Origin of the sequence: Methylocapsa sp. S129 (assembly GCF_009765995.1) — a bacterium.
Classification (GTDB): Bacteria; Pseudomonadota; Alphaproteobacteria; order Rhizobiales; family Beijerinckiaceae; genus Roseiarcus.
In genome coordinates this window covers 1-15,967 of the sequence record NZ_LMUI01000004.1, presented here as the reverse complement: position 1 = coordinate 15,967, position 15,967 = coordinate 1, and the positions used below count along the sequence as shown (strand labels likewise).

General features: G+C 63.7%; 16 protein-coding genes. 12 read left to right on the top strand and 4 right to left on the bottom strand.

The features are described 5' to 3' along the window. Nucleotides 1-91: 91 nt before the first annotated feature. The 3 genes from GSQ90_RS00110 to GSQ90_RS00100 all read right to left on the bottom strand — a co-directional run bounded on the left by GSQ90_RS00110 (nt 92) and on the right by GSQ90_RS00100 (nt 3,398). A complete protein-coding gene (locus tag GSQ90_RS00110) occupies nt 92-940 on the bottom strand; it encodes a carbohydrate ABC transporter permease (protein ID WP_158812447.1) in 849 nt (282 codons plus the stop codon). Nucleotides 941-998: 58 nt separating this feature from the next. Continuing rightward, nucleotides 999-1,904, bottom strand: a complete 906-nt coding sequence (locus tag GSQ90_RS00105) for a carbohydrate ABC transporter permease (RefSeq protein ID WP_246731340.1) — start codon at nt 1,902-1,904, stop codon at nt 999-1,001. Nucleotides 1,905-2,144: 240 nt separating this feature from the next. After that, nucleotides 2,145-3,398, bottom strand: coding sequence for an extracellular solute-binding protein (locus GSQ90_RS00100; protein WP_158812446.1), 1,254 nt, complete (start codon nt 3,396-3,398; stop codon nt 2,145-2,147). Nucleotides 3,399-3,608: 210 nt separating this feature from the next. On the opposite strand from GSQ90_RS00100, the gene GSQ90_RS00095 reads away from it, so the two are divergent. The 5 genes from GSQ90_RS00095 to GSQ90_RS00075 all read left to right on the top strand — a co-directional run bounded on the left by GSQ90_RS00095 (nt 3,609) and on the right by GSQ90_RS00075 (nt 7,353). Next, the gene (locus tag GSQ90_RS00095) at nt 3,609-4,853 is read left to right on the top strand and encodes an ROK family transcriptional regulator (RefSeq protein WP_158812445.1); all 1,245 of its coding nucleotides are present in this window, start codon (nt 3,609-3,611) and stop codon (nt 4,851-4,853) included. Beyond that, complete coding sequence (locus tag GSQ90_RS00090; protein ID WP_158812444.1) at nt 4,850-5,947, top strand: Gfo/Idh/MocA family protein; 1,098 nt, start codon at nt 4,850-4,852, stop codon at nt 5,945-5,947. The genes GSQ90_RS00095 and GSQ90_RS00090 overlap by 4 nt, the downstream gene beginning before the upstream one ends. Nucleotides 5,948-5,999: 52 nt before the next feature. Beyond that, nucleotides 6,000-6,641, top strand: coding sequence for a ThuA domain-containing protein (locus tag GSQ90_RS00085; protein ID WP_158812443.1), 642 nt, complete (start codon nt 6,000-6,002; stop codon nt 6,639-6,641). Nucleotides 6,642-6,811: 170 nt separating this feature from the next. Beyond that, nucleotides 6,812-7,033, top strand: coding sequence for an antitoxin MazE family protein (locus GSQ90_RS00080; RefSeq protein WP_158812442.1), 222 nt, complete (start codon nt 6,812-6,814; stop codon nt 7,031-7,033). After that, entirely contained in the window at nt 7,030-7,353 is a 324-nt protein-coding gene (locus tag GSQ90_RS00075) for a type II toxin-antitoxin system PemK/MazF family toxin (protein WP_158812441.1), read from the top strand. Before GSQ90_RS00080 ends, GSQ90_RS00075 begins: the two co-directional genes overlap by 4 nt. Nucleotides 7,354-7,367: 14 nt before the next feature. Here GSQ90_RS00075 and GSQ90_RS00070 read toward each other — a convergent pair whose 3' ends face one another. Next, a complete protein-coding gene (locus tag GSQ90_RS00070) occupies nt 7,368-8,291 on the bottom strand; it encodes an AraC family transcriptional regulator (protein WP_158812440.1) in 924 nt (307 codons plus the stop codon). A 290-nt stretch (nt 8,292-8,581) separates the two neighbouring features. Here GSQ90_RS00070 and GSQ90_RS00065 point away from each other — a divergent pair, with 290 nt between their 5' ends. The 7 genes from GSQ90_RS00065 (at nt 8,582) to GSQ90_RS00035 (ending at nt 15,875) form a co-directional block, all read left to right on the top strand. Beyond that, nucleotides 8,582-10,033 (top strand): aldehyde dehydrogenase, encoded by a 1,452-nt coding sequence (locus GSQ90_RS00065; RefSeq protein WP_158812439.1) that lies wholly within the window; start codon nt 8,582-8,584, stop codon nt 10,031-10,033. A 47-nt stretch (nt 10,034-10,080) separates the two neighbouring features. Further along, nucleotides 10,081-11,406 (top strand): ABC transporter substrate-binding protein, encoded by a 1,326-nt coding sequence (locus GSQ90_RS00060; RefSeq protein WP_158812438.1) that lies wholly within the window; start codon nt 10,081-10,083, stop codon nt 11,404-11,406. Nucleotides 11,407-11,428: 22 nt separating this feature from the next. Then, nucleotides 11,429-12,169, top strand: a complete 741-nt coding sequence (locus GSQ90_RS00055; RefSeq protein ID WP_246731339.1) for an ABC transporter ATP-binding protein — start codon at nt 11,429-11,431, stop codon at nt 12,167-12,169. After that, on the top strand, nt 12,166-12,891 hold the full coding sequence (locus GSQ90_RS00050) for an ABC transporter ATP-binding protein (protein WP_158812437.1): 726 nt from the start codon (nt 12,166-12,168) through the stop codon (nt 12,889-12,891). Before GSQ90_RS00055 ends, GSQ90_RS00050 begins: the two co-directional genes overlap by 4 nt. Beyond that, complete coding sequence (locus GSQ90_RS00045) at nt 12,888-13,784, top strand: branched-chain amino acid ABC transporter permease (RefSeq protein WP_158812436.1); 897 nt, start codon at nt 12,888-12,890, stop codon at nt 13,782-13,784. Before GSQ90_RS00050 ends, GSQ90_RS00045 begins: the two co-directional genes overlap by 4 nt. Beyond that, on the top strand, nt 13,781-14,824 hold the full coding sequence (locus GSQ90_RS00040; RefSeq protein WP_158812435.1) for a branched-chain amino acid ABC transporter permease: 1,044 nt from the start codon (nt 13,781-13,783) through the stop codon (nt 14,822-14,824). The genes GSQ90_RS00045 and GSQ90_RS00040 overlap by 4 nt, the downstream gene beginning before the upstream one ends. A gap of 265 nt (nt 14,825-15,089) precedes the next feature. Continuing rightward, a complete protein-coding gene (locus tag GSQ90_RS00035) occupies nt 15,090-15,875 on the top strand; it encodes a coniferyl-alcohol dehydrogenase (protein ID WP_158812434.1) in 786 nt (261 codons plus the stop codon). Nucleotides 15,876-15,967: the final 92 nt, after the last annotated feature.

Here is a 15,967-nt window from a genome sequence, read left to right as displayed (position 1 = left end):
CGCGCCAACTAATCCAGATTGCTGAGGAGCGCCTGGCGCCGCGCAAGAGTGGATTCCTCATCCGCGGTCCGACCTTGAGTCGCGCTGCCGCTCATCCCTTGACCGCGCCGGCGGTCAAGCCGGCGACGATATATTTTTGCGCCATCACGAACATGACGATCGCCGGCAGGATCGTCAGCGTGATGAAGGCGAGCACCAATTGCCAGGCGGTGGAATATTCGCCCTGATAGGCCATCAGCCCGAGCGTCCAGGGATAGCGGTTCTCACTGTTGAGAACGACGAGCGGCAAAAGATAATTATTCCAACTGCTGACAAAGGCGATCACCGCGACGGTCGCAAGGATCGGCGTCGATAGCGGCAGCGTGATGTAGAAGAAATAACGGAAATAGCCGCAGCCATCCATCAAGGCCGAGTCGAGCAGCTCGCCCGGCAATTGCTTGAAGGCGTTGCGCAGCAGGAGAATGCCCATGCCGAGAGCAAAAGCTGTTTGCGGCAGCACGATGCCCCAATGGGAGTTCAGCAGGCCAAGGTCGCGAATCTTGATGAACAGCGGAAGAATCGCCGTCGCCGCGGGAAACAGCAGCCCGAGCAGCATGTAGCTCAACAGGAAGCGCTCGCCGAAGAAATGCAGATGGGCGAAAGTGAAGGCGGCCATCGAGGATAGCGCCAGCGTCAGGAAGACGGTGAGCAGCGCGATGACCAGCGAATTACCGAGCATCTGCCAGTACCGCACGCCCGACAGGATGTCCCAATAATTGCGCCACACCCAGACCTTGGGCAGGCCGAACGGATTGGCGCGCAGATCGCCCAGCTCCTTGAAGCCGCCAAGCACAGTCGCGACAAGCGGTACGAGCACGATGCCCGCGATGATGACGAGCACGGCGAATTGCGCGAGACTGGCGAGGCCGCCGCGCGGGCGCTGCGAAAACCATCGCGTCATTGGCCTTCGCGACGCGATGGGCGGGTGGGGCATGACGAATGGGTGGGAAACGCCGCTTTCAGTCATCGCGCATGAAGAACCGTCTGTAGCCGAGGGCGAAAGTGACGCAGAAAAGGAACAGCACGACGCCGACCGCCGATCCAAAACCGACCCGCATACGCGTGATGCCGAAGAAATAGAGATAGGACACCATCGTATTGGTCGTGTCGAACGGACCGCCGCCCGTCAGCGGCACGATCATGTCGAACAATTGCAGCGCGCCAACCACCGAGAAAAAAATCGACAGGCGGATCATCGGCCCGAGCAGCGGCAAGGTGATGTGGCGGAAGCGCTGAACGGCGTTGGCGCCGTCTATTTCGGCCGCCTCCAGCAGGGCCTTGTCGAGACTCTGCAACCCGGCGACGTAGAGCATCATGTGGAAGCCGAAATATTTCCATACGATGACGACCAGCACCGCCGAAAACGCCCAGTTCTTGTCGGCGAGAAGGAAGACCGGTTGCGCGCCGATCAGGCTCGTCATGCCCGAGACCAACCCATAATCGCCGTCGTAAACAAAACGCCAGATCAGGCCGGCCGCCACATCGGCGAGGATATAGGGCAGGAAGAAAATCATGCGGAACGCGACGGCCCCCCTGATTTTCTTGGAAACGATCAGCGCGACGCCCAAAGCGAGCGGCAATTGGATCGCCAGCGACACCGCGATGATGAGGAAATTATTGAGAAGCGCTTGTGTGAAAGCATGATTGCCGATCAGCGACGCATAGTTTTTCAGGCCGATGAAATTCTCGGGCCGGCCATAACCGTTCCAATTGTAGAAGCTGTACCAGGCGGCCTCGCCCATCGGCATCGCGACGAAGATCGTGAACAGCAGCAGCGCGGGCGGCAGGAAAATCAGGATCGTCAGCCAGCCGCGACCGCCAGGGCGGCGCGAGGTTTCGACAGAGCTCGCTAGGGTTGTCGCCAATGCCGCGTCTTGCCTCTTTGAATGAGCGGCCCCGCCGAACAAGGCGGGGCCGTGCGATCATCTCGTGACCCGTCATGCCCGGCCTTGTGCCGGGCATCCACGCCGTAACGCCGCGGCTAACGTTTCTCGATTTTGGCGGCGGCGCCGCGTGGATGGCCGGGACAAGCCCGGCCATGACGGGGATGGATTCTTAAATTAACGCAAGCAAAAGAATCGCCGGATCTGGCCGGGACGACAATCCTATTGCTGGTCCCACGCATCCTGGATCGCAGCGGCTGCGGCTTCCGGCTTCATTTCTCCGGCGGCGACGGCGGCCGAGATGTCGTTGACGACGCGGCCGACCGAGGGACCCAGATCCTGGTCGAAGAAGTTCTGATGATAGGTCGAGGCCGCGAGCTGGTTGGCGATCTGCTTGACGACGGGGTTTTGGATCGCCGTCTCGGTTCCGCTGACGACCGGGATGTAATAGCCCTTGGCCGCCACCTGGCGCTGGTATTTGTCCTGGCTGAAGAATTTCAGGAACGCGGTGGCCTCCTTCGGCGCATTCTTGGTGACGAGCCAGCCGTTGATGCCGCCCAGGATGTCGGTCGCCACGCCCTTGCCGCCGGGAACGAGCGGGAAGGACAACAGCCCGATATTGTCGATCGGTTGTCCCTTGCCGTCGGCCGCGTTGCTGGCCTGCGAGTCGAGCAGCCATTCGCCCATCAGCTCCATCGCGCCTTTGCCGTCGCCGAACATGCCCTCCGCCTGGGTATGGGTCGTCCCGATATAGCCGGCCTGGAACGGCTCAAGTGCGGCGAGTTCGCGCAGGCGCACGCCCGCTTCGACGAATGGCGCGCCTTTGAAGCCGCCGTTCTTGCCGGCCGCGGCGTCGGCCAGCGCCGATGCGCCGCCGATGCGCATGACAAGATAGGAATAATAGAAATGGATCGGCCATTTTTCGCCGGCGCCGACGACGAGCGGCGTAATGCCGGCGGCCTTGATCTTCTTCACCGCGGCGAGAAAATCGTCCCAGCTCTTGATGTCCTCGGCCTTCACGCCGGCCTTGTCCATCAGCTTCTTATTGTAGAAGAAGCCGACCTCGCCGGTTTCGAAAGGAATTCCGACCGTCTTGCCGTCGACTTGAAACGCCTTGGCGGCGGTCGCGCTCAAAGTGTTCGCCCAGGGCGCGGCCTCGGCGGTGATGTCGTCGAGGAAGCCGGCCTTGGCTTGCGCGCGCATGACGCCGCCGCCCCAGCTGTAGATGATGCTCGGCCGTTCTTCCGACTGCAACAGCGTCGGCAACTTGGCCTTGAAAGCCTCGTTTTCCAGATATTGGATGTCGACCTTGACGCCCTTGTTTTGCGCCTCGAAGTCGCGGGCGATCTTGTTCCAGAGGTCGACCGCGGCGGTGTTGTCGTTCACATGCAGGACGCGGATGGTCGTATCGGCGAAGGCGACGGTCGCCCCAAGGGCGGCGCCGAGTGATGCGAGCGCGAGTTTCCGAAAAATCATGGTCTCCTCCCCGGAGAAAGTTCAGCGGCGGACGTTGATTGTATTTATCCGCTATGCGTATTAAATCTGTCCTGAGTTGCGACGCCTGTCAAGCGACGGTCCACGATTCCCTAAAGAATGTGCCGTATCAGCCATTGACACCCTTCCGGCGGAGTGAAATTAATTCCGGCGCCAAAACAAATAGCCGGTGAAAGCGGATCAAGAGACGCGATGAAAACCGCCGACCCGGAGTTGATGCGTGCGATCAATCGCTTCCATGTGATGGACGCGATCCGCCGGTTCGGACCGATTTCGCGCGTCGAAATCTCGCAATTCACCGAATTGAGTCCGACCACCGTCTCGGCGATCACCGCGGCCCTGCTCGACGACCGCCTGATCATACCGATCCAGGAGGGCGCTTTGCGCGACGCCGGCCGCGGCCGACCGCGCGTGATGCTGAGGCTCAATCCCGAAGCCGCTTTCGTCGTCGGCGTGAAGCTCGCGCCCGACCAGATCACGGTCGCGACCACCAATTTCTGCGCCGATGTTTTGCAGAGCCTGACCCTGCCGATCCGCATCGATCGGCAACCGGCGCCGGTAATCGCCGATCTCGTCGAGGATGGCGTGCGCCAATGCGTCAGCGACGCCCGATTGCCGATGGCGAAAATCGCTGGAATTTGCGTCGGCCTGCCTGGAATTGTCGAGCGGGCGGCGGGCGTCTGCCGGCAGAGCCCGATTTTCAGCGAGCGCGATGTGAATTTCGGCGCCGACCTGACAAAGCGCCTGGGCGTCGCCGTCTCGATCGACAGCGATGTCAATCTTGTCACGCTGGCCGAACATTGGTTCGGTCAGGCGCGCGGCCTCAATGATTTTCTGGTGGTCAGCGTCGAGCACAGCCTGGGGCTCGGCATCCTGCATAATGGCGAATTGTTTCGCGGCGCCAACGGCCTCAGCCCGGATTTCGGCGACGTCATGGTGCGCCCGCCCGGCAGCGGCGGCGGGCGCCTCTCCGCCTGGGCCTCCGAAGCCTCGGTTCTCAGCGAGGTCGAGGCCGCCTTGCGCGGCAGCGGGCATGAGGCGGCGTTTCGCGACGGCCGCGGCATGGCTTTGTTGTTGCAATTGGCCGCCGCCGGCGACCAGCGCTGCATCGGCATCCTGGCTTCGGCCGGCGAGGCGCTCGGCTTTGCGATCGCCAACCTGATCACGCTTTTCGCGCCGCCCAAAGTCATCGTCGCGGGCCGCGCCATGGCGGCGAGCGCGTTTTTCATTGGGCCTTTGCGCGAAACCATCGCCGCGCTGGTTCCCGCCAGCCTTGCCGATGTCGCCGAAATCGTCGTGCGCGAATGGAGCGACGGCATCTGGGGGCGCGGGGCGGCGGCGATGACCTTGCGCGACCTCTATGGCGCGCCCTGGGGAACGACGGGGCCGGCGCCCAATCGCGGCCCGCTTGGCTTGATCACAGGAGACTCGCATTGAAACGCGTCGGCGTCGGCATCATCGGCTGCGGCAACATCAGCCCCGCTTATCTGAACGCGGCGAAAGGATTTCCAATCCTTGATATTCTGGCGCTGGCCGACGCCAATCCGGCGGCGGCCGAGGCGCGGGCGAAGGAATTCGGCCTTGCCGCGCGATCGATCGAGGCGCTTCTCGCCGATCCCGCGATCGAGATCGTCGTCAATCTCACCGTGCCCAAAGCGCATGTCGAGGTCGGCCTGCGGGCGGTCGCCGCCGGCAAGCATGTTCATTCGGAAAAGCCTCTCGGAATCAATGTCGACGAGGCAGGCAAGCTGATCGCCGCCGCCAAGGCGAAAGGCGTTCGGCTCGGCTGCGCGCCCGATACGTTCCTGGGCGGCGCCCATCAGACCGCGCGCAAATTGATCGACGAGGGCGCGATCGGCCAGCCGATCGGCGGCACGGCGTTCTTCATGTGCCCGGGCCATGAAAGATGGCACCCCAATCCTGGGTTTTACTATCTCTGCGGCGGCGGCCCGATGCTCGACATGGGCCCCTATTACATCACCGATCTCGTCAATCTGCTCGGCCCGGTCGCGCGCGTCAGCGGCATGGCGACGCGACTTCGCAGTGAGCGCCTGATTACCAGCGAGCCCCTCAAGGGAACCACTATTCCGGTCGAGGTGGCGACCCATGTCACGGGAACGCTCGCCTTCGTCAGCGGCGCTGTCGTGACCGTCACGATGAGCTTCGATGTTCCCAAGCACAAGCACGCGCCGATCGAAATCTACGGCGACAAGGCCTCGCTCATCGTTCCCGATCCCAATTATTTTGGCGGCGACATCGAAATGGCCGGCATTGGCGAGGATTGGCGCGTCATCCCCACCGAGGATTCCTATGCCGACGGCAATTACCGCATCATCGGCGTCGCCGATATGGCGTATGCGATCCGCGCCAATCGTCCGCACCGGGCGAGCGGCGCGCTCGCCTTCCATGTTCTGGAGGTCATGGAGGCGTTCCAACGCTCGTCCAATACCGGCGCCGTTGTTGCGATCGAAAGCCGTCCGGAGCGGCCGGCGATGCTCCCGATCGGGCTCGCCGCAGGCGAACTCGACTGAGGCGCCGGCCGAAGGCGCGTCGAAACAGACGAAAAAACGGAGGAGTGAAGACATGCGCGAGGCGCTGATCGTTTGGGGCGGATGGAGCGGGCACGAGCCGGAAAAGGGCGCCGAGATCATCGGCGCCATGCTCGAGGGCGACGGCTTCAAGGTCTATGTCGAAAACACCACCGAGGCTTTCGCCGATCCGGCCATCGCCGACATGAGCCTCATCGTGCCGATCTACACGATGTCGAAGATCGAGAAGGAGGAGCTGGACAATTTGACCGCCGCCGTGCGTAGCGGCGTCGGTCTGGCGGGCTATCACGGCGGCATGTGCGACGCGTTCCGCGAGGCGGTCGACTACCAGTTCATGTGCGGCGGCCAATGGGTCGCCCATCCCGGCAATATCATCGACTATCGCGTCGACATCGCGCGCCCGGACGATCCGATCATGGAGGGCGTGACCGGCTTCCCCTATCGTTCAGAGCAATATTACATGCATGTCGATCCCTCCAATGAGGTTCTCGCCACCACGACCTTTTCGGGTGAACATGCGCCCTGGACGAAAGGCGTCGTCATGCCGGTCGTCTGGAAGCGCCGACATGGCGCGGGCCGCGTGTTCTATTCTTCGCTCGGCCATGTCGCGAGCGAATTCGACGTGCCGCAAATGCGCACGATCCTGCATCGCGGATTGCTTTGGGCGGCGCGCTGAGGCTGCTCGTCTGGGGTCCGTTTGAAACGCCGCGGAGGGTGGGAAGCGGCGTTGCGCCTGAAACGGAATTCCTGACTTTCGCGATCGGCTCCCGCGACAAAAAAGCAGTGATTCCTTGACGACGGCGCATCGCGTCGTTACATGTAACGAAATTACCCGGAGGTGACGCCATGCCAACGCCCGTAAGTGAGCGGGTTCAGAAGCGCCGGGAAACCCTGCGGGCCGCGGGGCTGCGTCCGTTGCAAATCTGGGTTCCCGACACCCGGAGGCCCGGATTCGCAGAGGAATGCCGCCGTCAGTCCCTAGTGGTGGCGAAGGCCGACGCCGCCGATCGGGATTTGCAGGAGTTCATGGCCGCGGCTCTTGCCGATCTGGATGAGACGGACGAATGAGGCGCGGCGATCTCGTGACTGTCGCCATGTCCGGAGATTTCGGCAAGCCCCGTCCCGCCCTTGTCGTGCAGTCGGATCAATTCGCCACTACGGCCACGCTCACGGTGTTGTTGCTTTCCGGCACGCTGGTCGATGCGCCTTTGATCCGTTTGACTGTGCGTCCGACGCCGGGGAACGGCCTTCGCAAACCATCGCAGATTATGGTGGACAAGGCCATGACAGTGAAGCGTGACAAGCTCGCAGAACCGTTCGGCCGCGTTGATGATGAAACCATGATTTCCGTCAACCGGTCGCTCGCCCTGTTCTTCGGCTTCGCCTGATCTTTTGGGCGCGTTCACGGCCACGCGGCGAAAGACGAGGCGTCCTCGCCGCCGCGCGTCCGCGCCGCCTTGCGATGGGCGCCGGGCGCGAGGCCGCGCTGTCGCTTGAAGAACCTGTTGAAATAGCCGGGATCGCGAAAGCCCAGGCTGTAGCCGATCTGCTCGACCGACAATTCCGTCTCCTTCAGGCGCCGGCACGCTTCTTCGATAAGCCGCGCATGGATCAGCCCGAGCGGCGTCGCGCCGACGCTGCGCGCGCAGGCGTCATGCAGATGCGAGCGTGTGACGCCAAGCAGGCGCGCGAAGCCACCGATGCTCAATCCCTCGCGATAGTGAAGTTCGACAAGCTGGCGAAAACGCTGCGCCGTGCCGGCGCCGGCGCCCCGCAGGTCGCCCAAGGCGTCGAGTCCTGACGCGCGCCACAAGCCGATCAGAATGACGCCGAGGTGCAATCCCATCATCTCTGATGCGCCGGGCTGCTGGTCGTGCGATTCGCGCGCAAGCGCCGAAAATGAGGTCTCAAGCTCATGGAGATGAGGCGCGATCCGGTCCGCTGTCGCGATCGCGATCCGATCGAGCAGCGGCCGCAAATGCGCGGCGAGCCCGCTGCCGCCGACAATACGCCACAGAAAATCGTCAAGCACCGAAAGCGCGATCCCCTCGCCGCCCGCCTCCAGGCGAAATTCGCCGTGTGAGGAGGACGGCAGCCAAAGCGTGAAGGGCGCCTTTAGCGCGATCGCCTCGCCATCTCGCCCGCCAAAGGAGGCGCGGCCGTTGACGACGAAAAACGCATGGCCGCGCGGCCCCTGCTTCTGAGGCGCGATCGACCACGTTCGCCGCACGAAGGCGGCTTCCATAGCCGAGCCGATGACGACCGAGCCGACCGGACCCAAAGGGCGATATGGGCGAGGAGGACGGAGCGGCGACGCGGCGGTCATAGCCGGTTTTTGAACAACTTGGAGGAAAGTGCAATATTTTTGTAGAATAATGCATTACGGCATCACGAAGCCTGAGGCTTAGTGTCTTCGAAATCTGGACAAAGCGCCGGGGCCGAAAAACTTGAGGAAACGCCAGCCAGGAGAAGTCGGTCTGAGCTATGGCTCGTCCGACCCTCTCTCATCGATCCATCTTACGACGCCTCGCCTCGCCTGCGCGCTCAAGCGTTAGTTGCGCCGCTGCGTGTCCGAACAACTGGCGATCGATTGCGCATCGCCGAGGGAGAAACGCCATGACCGATGTCGCGCTGATGATTCAGGGCAAGGACCTTCCCGCTTCGAACGGCGCGACATTCGAACGGCTCAATCCGATGACCGGGGAAATCGCGACGCGCGCCGCCGCCGCCACGATCGCCGACGCCGCGAGCGCCGTGTCCGCCGCGGCCGCAGCCTTTCCCGCATGGTCGGCGCTCGGGCCCGGCGAGCGCCGCGCCCGCCTCGTCCGCGCCGGCGCCAATCTCGAAGCGCGCACCCCTGATTTTGTCGAGGCGATGGCCCAGGAGATCGGCGCGACGGCCGGTTGGGCGCATTTCAACGTTCACCTCGCTGTCGGCATGCTGCAGGAGGCGGCGGCGATGACGACGCAGATCGGCGGCGAGATCATCCCTTCCAACAGGCCAGGAATGACCGCGATGGCGGTGCGTCAGCCGGTCGGCGTCGTGCTGGGGATCGCGCCCTGGAATGCGCCGGTCATCCTCGGCGTGCGCGCCGTCGCGATGCCGCTCGCCTGCGGCAATACGGTGGTGCTGAAGAGCTCCGAGATCTGCCCGCGCACCCATCAGCTCATCGGCGAGGCTTTGCGCGACGCGGGGCTTGGCGAGGGGGTCGTCAACGTCTTGAGCAATGCGCCCGCTGACGCGCCCAGGGTCGTCGAGGCGCTGATCGCCAATCCCGCGGTCCGCCGCGTCAATTTCACCGGCTCGACGCGCGTCGGGCGGCTCGTCGCCGAGACGGCGGCGCGTCATTTAAAGCCGGTCCTGCTGGAGCTCGGCGGCAAGGCGCCGTTCATCGTGCTTGACGACGCCGATCTCGACGAAGCGGTGAAAGCCGCCGCTTTCGGCGCCTTCATGAACCAAGGTCAGATCTGCATGGCGACGGAACGGGTCGTCGTCGACGAGGCCGTTGGCGACGCTTTCGCCGCGAAATTTGCAAAGAAAGCCGTGACTTTGGTGGCCGGCGATCCGCGCAAAGGCAATACGCCGCTCGGCTCGATCGTCAGCCATGAGGCGGTCGAGCGCATCGACCGACTGATCAAGGACGCCGTGTCGAAAGGCGCGCAATTGCTGGCCGGCGGTCACGCCAACGGCATTCTGATGGACGCGACCGTGCTCGATCACGTCACGCCAGCGATGCGAATCTATACGGAGGAATCCTTCGGGCCTGTCGCCGCGATCGTTCGCGTCAGGGGCGTCGAAGAGGCGATCCGCGTCGCCAACGACACCGAATATGGCCTGGCGGCGGCGGTGTTCGGCGGCGATGTCCAACGCGCGCTCGATGTCGGGCGCCGGATCGAATCGGGCATCTGCCATATCAATAGCGCGACGGTGAACGACGAACCGCAAATGCCGTTCGGCGGGGTGAAGTCGTCCGGCTATGGTCGCTTCGGCGGCAAGGCCGCGATCCATGAGTTCACCGAACTGCGCTGGCTGACGATCGCCAGCCTGCCTGGGCATTATCCGATTTGAAACGAGCGCCTGGCGGCGCTTCAATGACGAAGAAAAGGGAGAGGAACATGACGCATGATTTGATTGGATCCTTGGGCGCCGGGCGGGGACCCTCGCGCCGCCAATTGCTCGCCGGGGCCGGCGCCGGCGGTCTCGCGCTCAGTCTTGGCGGCCGCGGCGCTTTCGCCGCCGGCGCGGAGAATGTCCTCAAGATCGGCTTCGTCAGTCCGCGCACCGGCGCCCTGGCGGGTTTTGGCGAAACGGACGGCTATGTCCTGGAGCTTGCGCGCAAGGCGCTGGCCGGTGGATTGACGATCGGCGGCAAGACTTACGAGGTCCAGATCCTCGACCGCGATACGCAATCTGATCCCTCACGCGCGAGCCAGCTCGCCAAGACGCTGATCAACAGCGATCAGGTCGACCTGATGCTGCCGATCTCGACACCCGAGACGATCAATCCCGTCGCCGACGCCTGCGAGGCGGCGGGCGTGCCATGCCTGTCGACGGTGATGCCCTGGGAGGCCTGGTATTTCGGGCGCGGCGGCAAGCCGGGCCAGCCCTCGCCGTTCAAATGGACCTATCATTTCGGCTTTGGCGGCGGCGAATTCTTCAAGACCTATGTCTCGCTGTGGAACAGCCTGGAGACCAACAAGAAAGTCGGCGTGCTCTATCCCAACGACGCCGACGGCAACGCCATTCGCGAAAACCTCGCGCCAGGCCTCGCCAAAGCGGGCTTCACCATCGTCGATCCCGGCCCCTACGAGGACGGCACGACCGATTATTCCGCCCAGATCGCCAAGTTCAAGGCGGAGAAATGTGAGATTTTCAACACGTTTCCGATTCCGCCGGACTTTGCCGCTTTCTGGCGCCAGGCGGCCCAGCAGGGCTATACGAAAATGGTGAAAATCGCGCAGGTCGCCAAGACCGGCCTGTTCCCAAGCCAGGTCGATTCGCTCGGCGACCTCGGCTTCAACCTCGCCACTGCCGCCTATTGGCATAAGGCGTTTCCCTACAAATCGTCGCTCACCGGCGTTTCGGGCGATGAATTGGCCGACGGTTACGAGAAATCCTCGGGCAAGCAATGGACCCAGCAGCTTGGCGCCAGCATGGCGCTGCTCGACGCCGGCGTCGCCGCGCTGAAGGCGAGCGCGGATCCCAAAGCCAAGGGCAGCGTCGCCAAGGCGCTTGGCGCGCTCAATACCGTGACGATGGCAGGCAAGGTCGACTTCACCTCTGGGCCGTTCCCCAATATCTCGCCTGGGCCGATCATCGGCGGGCAATGGGTGAAGGCGAAAGCCGGCTCGAAGTTCAAGCTGGATCTCGTCATCACCGAGCATGTGACCGATCCGAATGTGCCGATCGAGACCAAGCTGATAGCTTATAATCAGAAGTGATCGGGACGCGGAAAAGAGAGCGGTGACGGCGGAGTCAAACGGCGTTGTTCTTTCGACGTCCGGGATTCACAAGCGCTTCAACGCGCTTGTGGTCCTGGACGCGATTGATTTCTCGCTGCGATCCCATGAGGCCGTCGGCATCGTCGGGCCGAACGGGGCGGGCAAGACGACCCTGCTCAGCGTCCTTGCCGGCGCGCATCCCCCCACATCGGGAACGATCCATTTCCGCGGCGCCGACGTGACCGGCCTGCCGGCGTCCGAGCGGTGCCGGCTGGGCATTGTGCGCACCCATCAGATCCCGCAGCCGTTCAGCGGCATGACCGTCTTCGAAAATGTGTTCGTCGCCGCGACCAACGGCGGCCAGTTGCATCGCGAGGCGGCGCATGCGCGCGCGATCGAGGCTATTTCTTTATGCGGCATGATGCGCCTCGCCAATCGGCGCGCCGAAACGCTCGGCCTGCTCGACCGCAAGCGGCTTGAGCTCGCCCGTGCGCTGGGCGCCAATCCCAGCGTTCTGCTGCTCGATGAAATCGGCGGCGGCCTCACCGACGGCGAGGCGAGTGAACTCGTCGCGACGATCCGTCAATTGCACGCCAGCGGCCTCGCCATCGTCTGGATCGAGCATATCGTCCATATTCTTTTGCAAGTGGCCGAGCGGCTGATCTGCATGGATGCCGGGCGCATCATCGCAGACGGCGAACCGCGCGCCGTGATGGCCGACAACGCGGTGATCTCGGCCTATCTCGGCGGGAGCGTGCATTGAACCTGCTCGCGGTCGATGCGCTCGATGTCCGCCATGGTCTTTTGCAGGCGGTGCGCGCGGTCAGCTTCAACATCGAGCGCGGCGAGACGATCGCGCTTGTCGGCGCCAATGGCGCGGGGAAAACGACGCTGCTGCGTGCGATCGCCGGGGCGCATGCCGCGACAGGCGGGCGCGTGTCCTTCAACGGCGCTGACGTCACGCATATGCCAGCCCATAGCCGCGTGGCGCAAGGGATTGCGCTCGTGCCCGAAGGGCGGCGCCTGTTCGCCAAAATGAGCGTCGAGGAGAACCTGATGCTGGCGCGCGCGGCGGGGCGGCCGGGCGCCTGGACGATCGACGCGGTGATGGAGGCCTTTCCCAACCTCAAGGCGCGCCGCAACGCGCGCGCGGGAACTTTGTCAGGCGGCGAACAGCAGGCGACCGCGATCGGGCGCGCCTTGATGACCAATCCCGAACTGCTCATGCTTGACGAAGTCTCTCTCGGCCTGTCGCCGCTGGCGGTTGATCGCGTTTACGCCTCGCTGCAGACGCTGCTGAATTCGGGCACGACGATCGTTCTGGTCGAGCAGGATCTGACCCGCGCGCTGCGCGTCGCGGGACGGGTGATCTGCATGCTCGAGGGAAGAATCGCATTAGAGGGGAAGGCTGCCGATCTCACGCGCGAACAGGTGACGCAAGCCTATTTCGGCCTCAACAAGACGGGCGCGGGAGCCGCTGCATGATCTGGGTCAATCAGATCATCCAGGGCGTGCTGCTCGGCGGCTATTACGCGCTGATCGCCTGCGGCCTTTCGTTTATGTTCAGCGTGATGGGAATCATCAACATCGCCCATGGCAGCTTCGCGATATTGGCCGCATTCGGATTGTTCTTGCTGGCCGACCAATGGGGCGTATCGCCGTTCCTGGGACTCATCATCGTCGTGCCGGCGATGGCGGCGATCGGCTGGGCGCTGCAGCGCGCCGTGCTTGAGCGAAGCTCCCGCGCCGGCATTCTCGTGCCGATCCTCAGCACTTTCGGCCTGTCGATCGTCATCGACAATCTGCTGTTCGAATTCTTCGGCGCCGACACGCGCTCGCTGGCGCCCTATATCGGCTCGTTCTCCTATGATTCCTGGTCGCTCAGCGACGATATCGAAATCGGGCAGCTCTCGGCGTTGATCTTCGCCACCGCGGTGATCCTGCTCGGCGGCCTGCAACTATTTCTGTCGCGCACCGAGCTGGGGCGGGCGATCCGCGCGACGGCCGAGGATGCCGACACGGTCGGCCTCATCGGCGTCAATGCGCGCCTCGTCAACGCCACCGCGGCCGCGATCGCGATGGCGACCGTCGGCCTTGCCGGGGCGGCGCTGGCGATGCGCGCGACTTTCGATCCCTATGCCGGCGCGCCGCAATTGATCTTCGCCTTCGAGGCGGCGGTGATCGGCGGCGCCGGTTCGCTCTGGGGCACGCTGATCGGCGGCATTGTGCTGGGCGTCGCGCAAAACATTGGCGCGCAGATCAATCCGCAAGGCTTCTTCATCGCCGGCCATGGGATATTTCTCGTCATCCTGTTCGCGCGCCTGTTCTGGGGCGGCGCCGGCGCAGCGTTCCTGAATTCTCTGAGGCGCAGCGCATGAGCCGCCAGAGCCCCATTCGCGTCGTGCGCTGGAGCGGCCTGTCGATCGGCTCGGTCGCCGTCGCCGTGGCGTTGACGATCCTATTGGCCGCTGGGCCGCTCTTTCTCGGCGCCAATGCCATCGACAAGCTGACGACTTTGTTCATCTACGTCATTCTCGCCGTCACATGGAACGCGCTCGCCGGCTATGGCGGCCTTGTCTCGATCGGCCAGCAGGCTTTCTTCGGTCTTGGCGCCTATGGCGCGGTGCGTCTGGCGGATGCGGGCGTCAGCGTCTATCCCGCGCTCGTGCTCGCGGCCGTCCTTGTCGGTCTCATCGCATGGCCGATTTCCGTCTTCATGTTGCGCCTGAAGGCGGGCGAATTCGCAATCGGCATGTGGGTCGTCGCGGCGCTCGCGCATTTGCTCGTCAATCTCGACAATCTGGTGCGCGGCGAAACGGGCACCTCGCTGATCGCGCTCAACGCTTACGCCGCAGAGACTCGCCACGCTTTGACCTATTGGACCGCTTTGGGCGCCATGGTCGGCCTGATCGGCATCCTCTTTGCGTTGCTGCGCTCGCCGCTCGGCGCCGCGATCCAGGCGATCCGCGACAATGAAGACGCGGCTGCGTCGGTCGGCGTGCGGGTCATGCGCACCAAGCAGATCATCTTCGTGCTCGCCGCTTTTGGCGTCGCTTTGGCGGGCGCGCTCTGGCTCGCCACCACCATCACCTTCCAGCCGAGAACCTATTTCAGCGTCCAATGGACCGCTTATATGATTTTCATGGTGCTGGTTGGCGGCCTTGGCACGTTCGAGGGCCCGATTCTTGGCGCGATCCTGTTCTTTGCGATCGAGGCCTGGTTCGGCGCGACCGGCGTCTGGTATCTCGTCGGCCTTGGCGCCGCCGCGCTGCTGTTCGCGCTGTTTCTGCCCAAGGGCCTTTGGGGCTGGGTCGACCAGCGTCTGGGCCTGCGTCTGTTGCCGGTCGGCCGCTGGTTGAAGATCGACGAGACTGCGCCGATGGGTACATCGAAGTCGACTGAGTCAGGTTCAACGTAATAGCGTCTATGAACTAAAGTGACGGAAAGTACGTGTTCCCTCCCCCCTTGTGTCCCGACAAACGCGAAGCGTTTGCGGAGGGAGGGTTAGGGAGGGGGGTCGCGCTGACCTATCGCAGTGAGGCGAGATTATTTTCAGATAGTCCAGTGCGACCCCCCCACCCCGGCCCTCCCTCCGCAAACGCTTCGCGTTTGTCGGGACACAAGGGGGGAGGGAGAAGAGCAGCACGGGCGCTGACCCATGCGCGCACAACGAGGAAACGTTCATGCTATATGGCAAAACGATCATCGTGACGGGCGTCTCCTCGGGGATCGGCGCCCGTACGGCGGAACTCGCGTTGCAGCTCGGCGCCGATGTCATCGGCGTCGACCGACGCATGCCCGCCGCGCCAATCGCTTCTTTCATCGAAGGCGATCTTTCGACCCAGGCCGGCGTCGATGAAATCGTCGCGCATTTGCCGGCGCGTTTTGACGCGCTCTGCAATGTCGCGGGCGTTTCAGGCACGTTGGGCGCCGCCAAGACGCTCGCCATCAATTTCTATGGCCTGCGCGCCTTGTCGCTGGCCGCCGCGCCGCATCTGCGCGAGGGCGGCGCCGTGGTCAATGTCGCCTCGATCGCCGGCTATGGATGGCGCGCGAATCTCGAACGCGCCAAGGCGCTGGTCGGCGTCGCGGGCTTTCCCGACGCGCCGGAAGTCGCGGGCAATTATGCGATCAACGACGCGGAAGGCTATCCAGTGTCGAAGGAAGCCCTGTTGCTGTGGACCCAGCTTGCCGCGCATCAGGACCCCTTCAAGGCGCGCGGCGTCAGGGTGAACGCGGTCAGTCCGGGGCCCGTCGCGACGCCGATCCTGCGTGAATTTCGCGCGGTGTTCGGCGACGCGCGCGTCGATGGCGATATTTCGGCGGTCGGCCGGGCTGGCGTCGCGTCGGACATTGCGCCGGCGATTCTGTTCCTGTGTTCGGATGGGGCGCGCTGGATCAACGGCGCCAATCTGCCGGTCGACGGGGGGCTCGAGGCGGTGGTCAACGCTGGGACGCTGGGGTTCTGAGCGAGCAGCCCTTCTCCCGCTTCGCGCTACGGGATTCACACGAGTGATTTGCGTTGAGCGATTGCATATCCTTCGATCAAGTCGGCCAATCG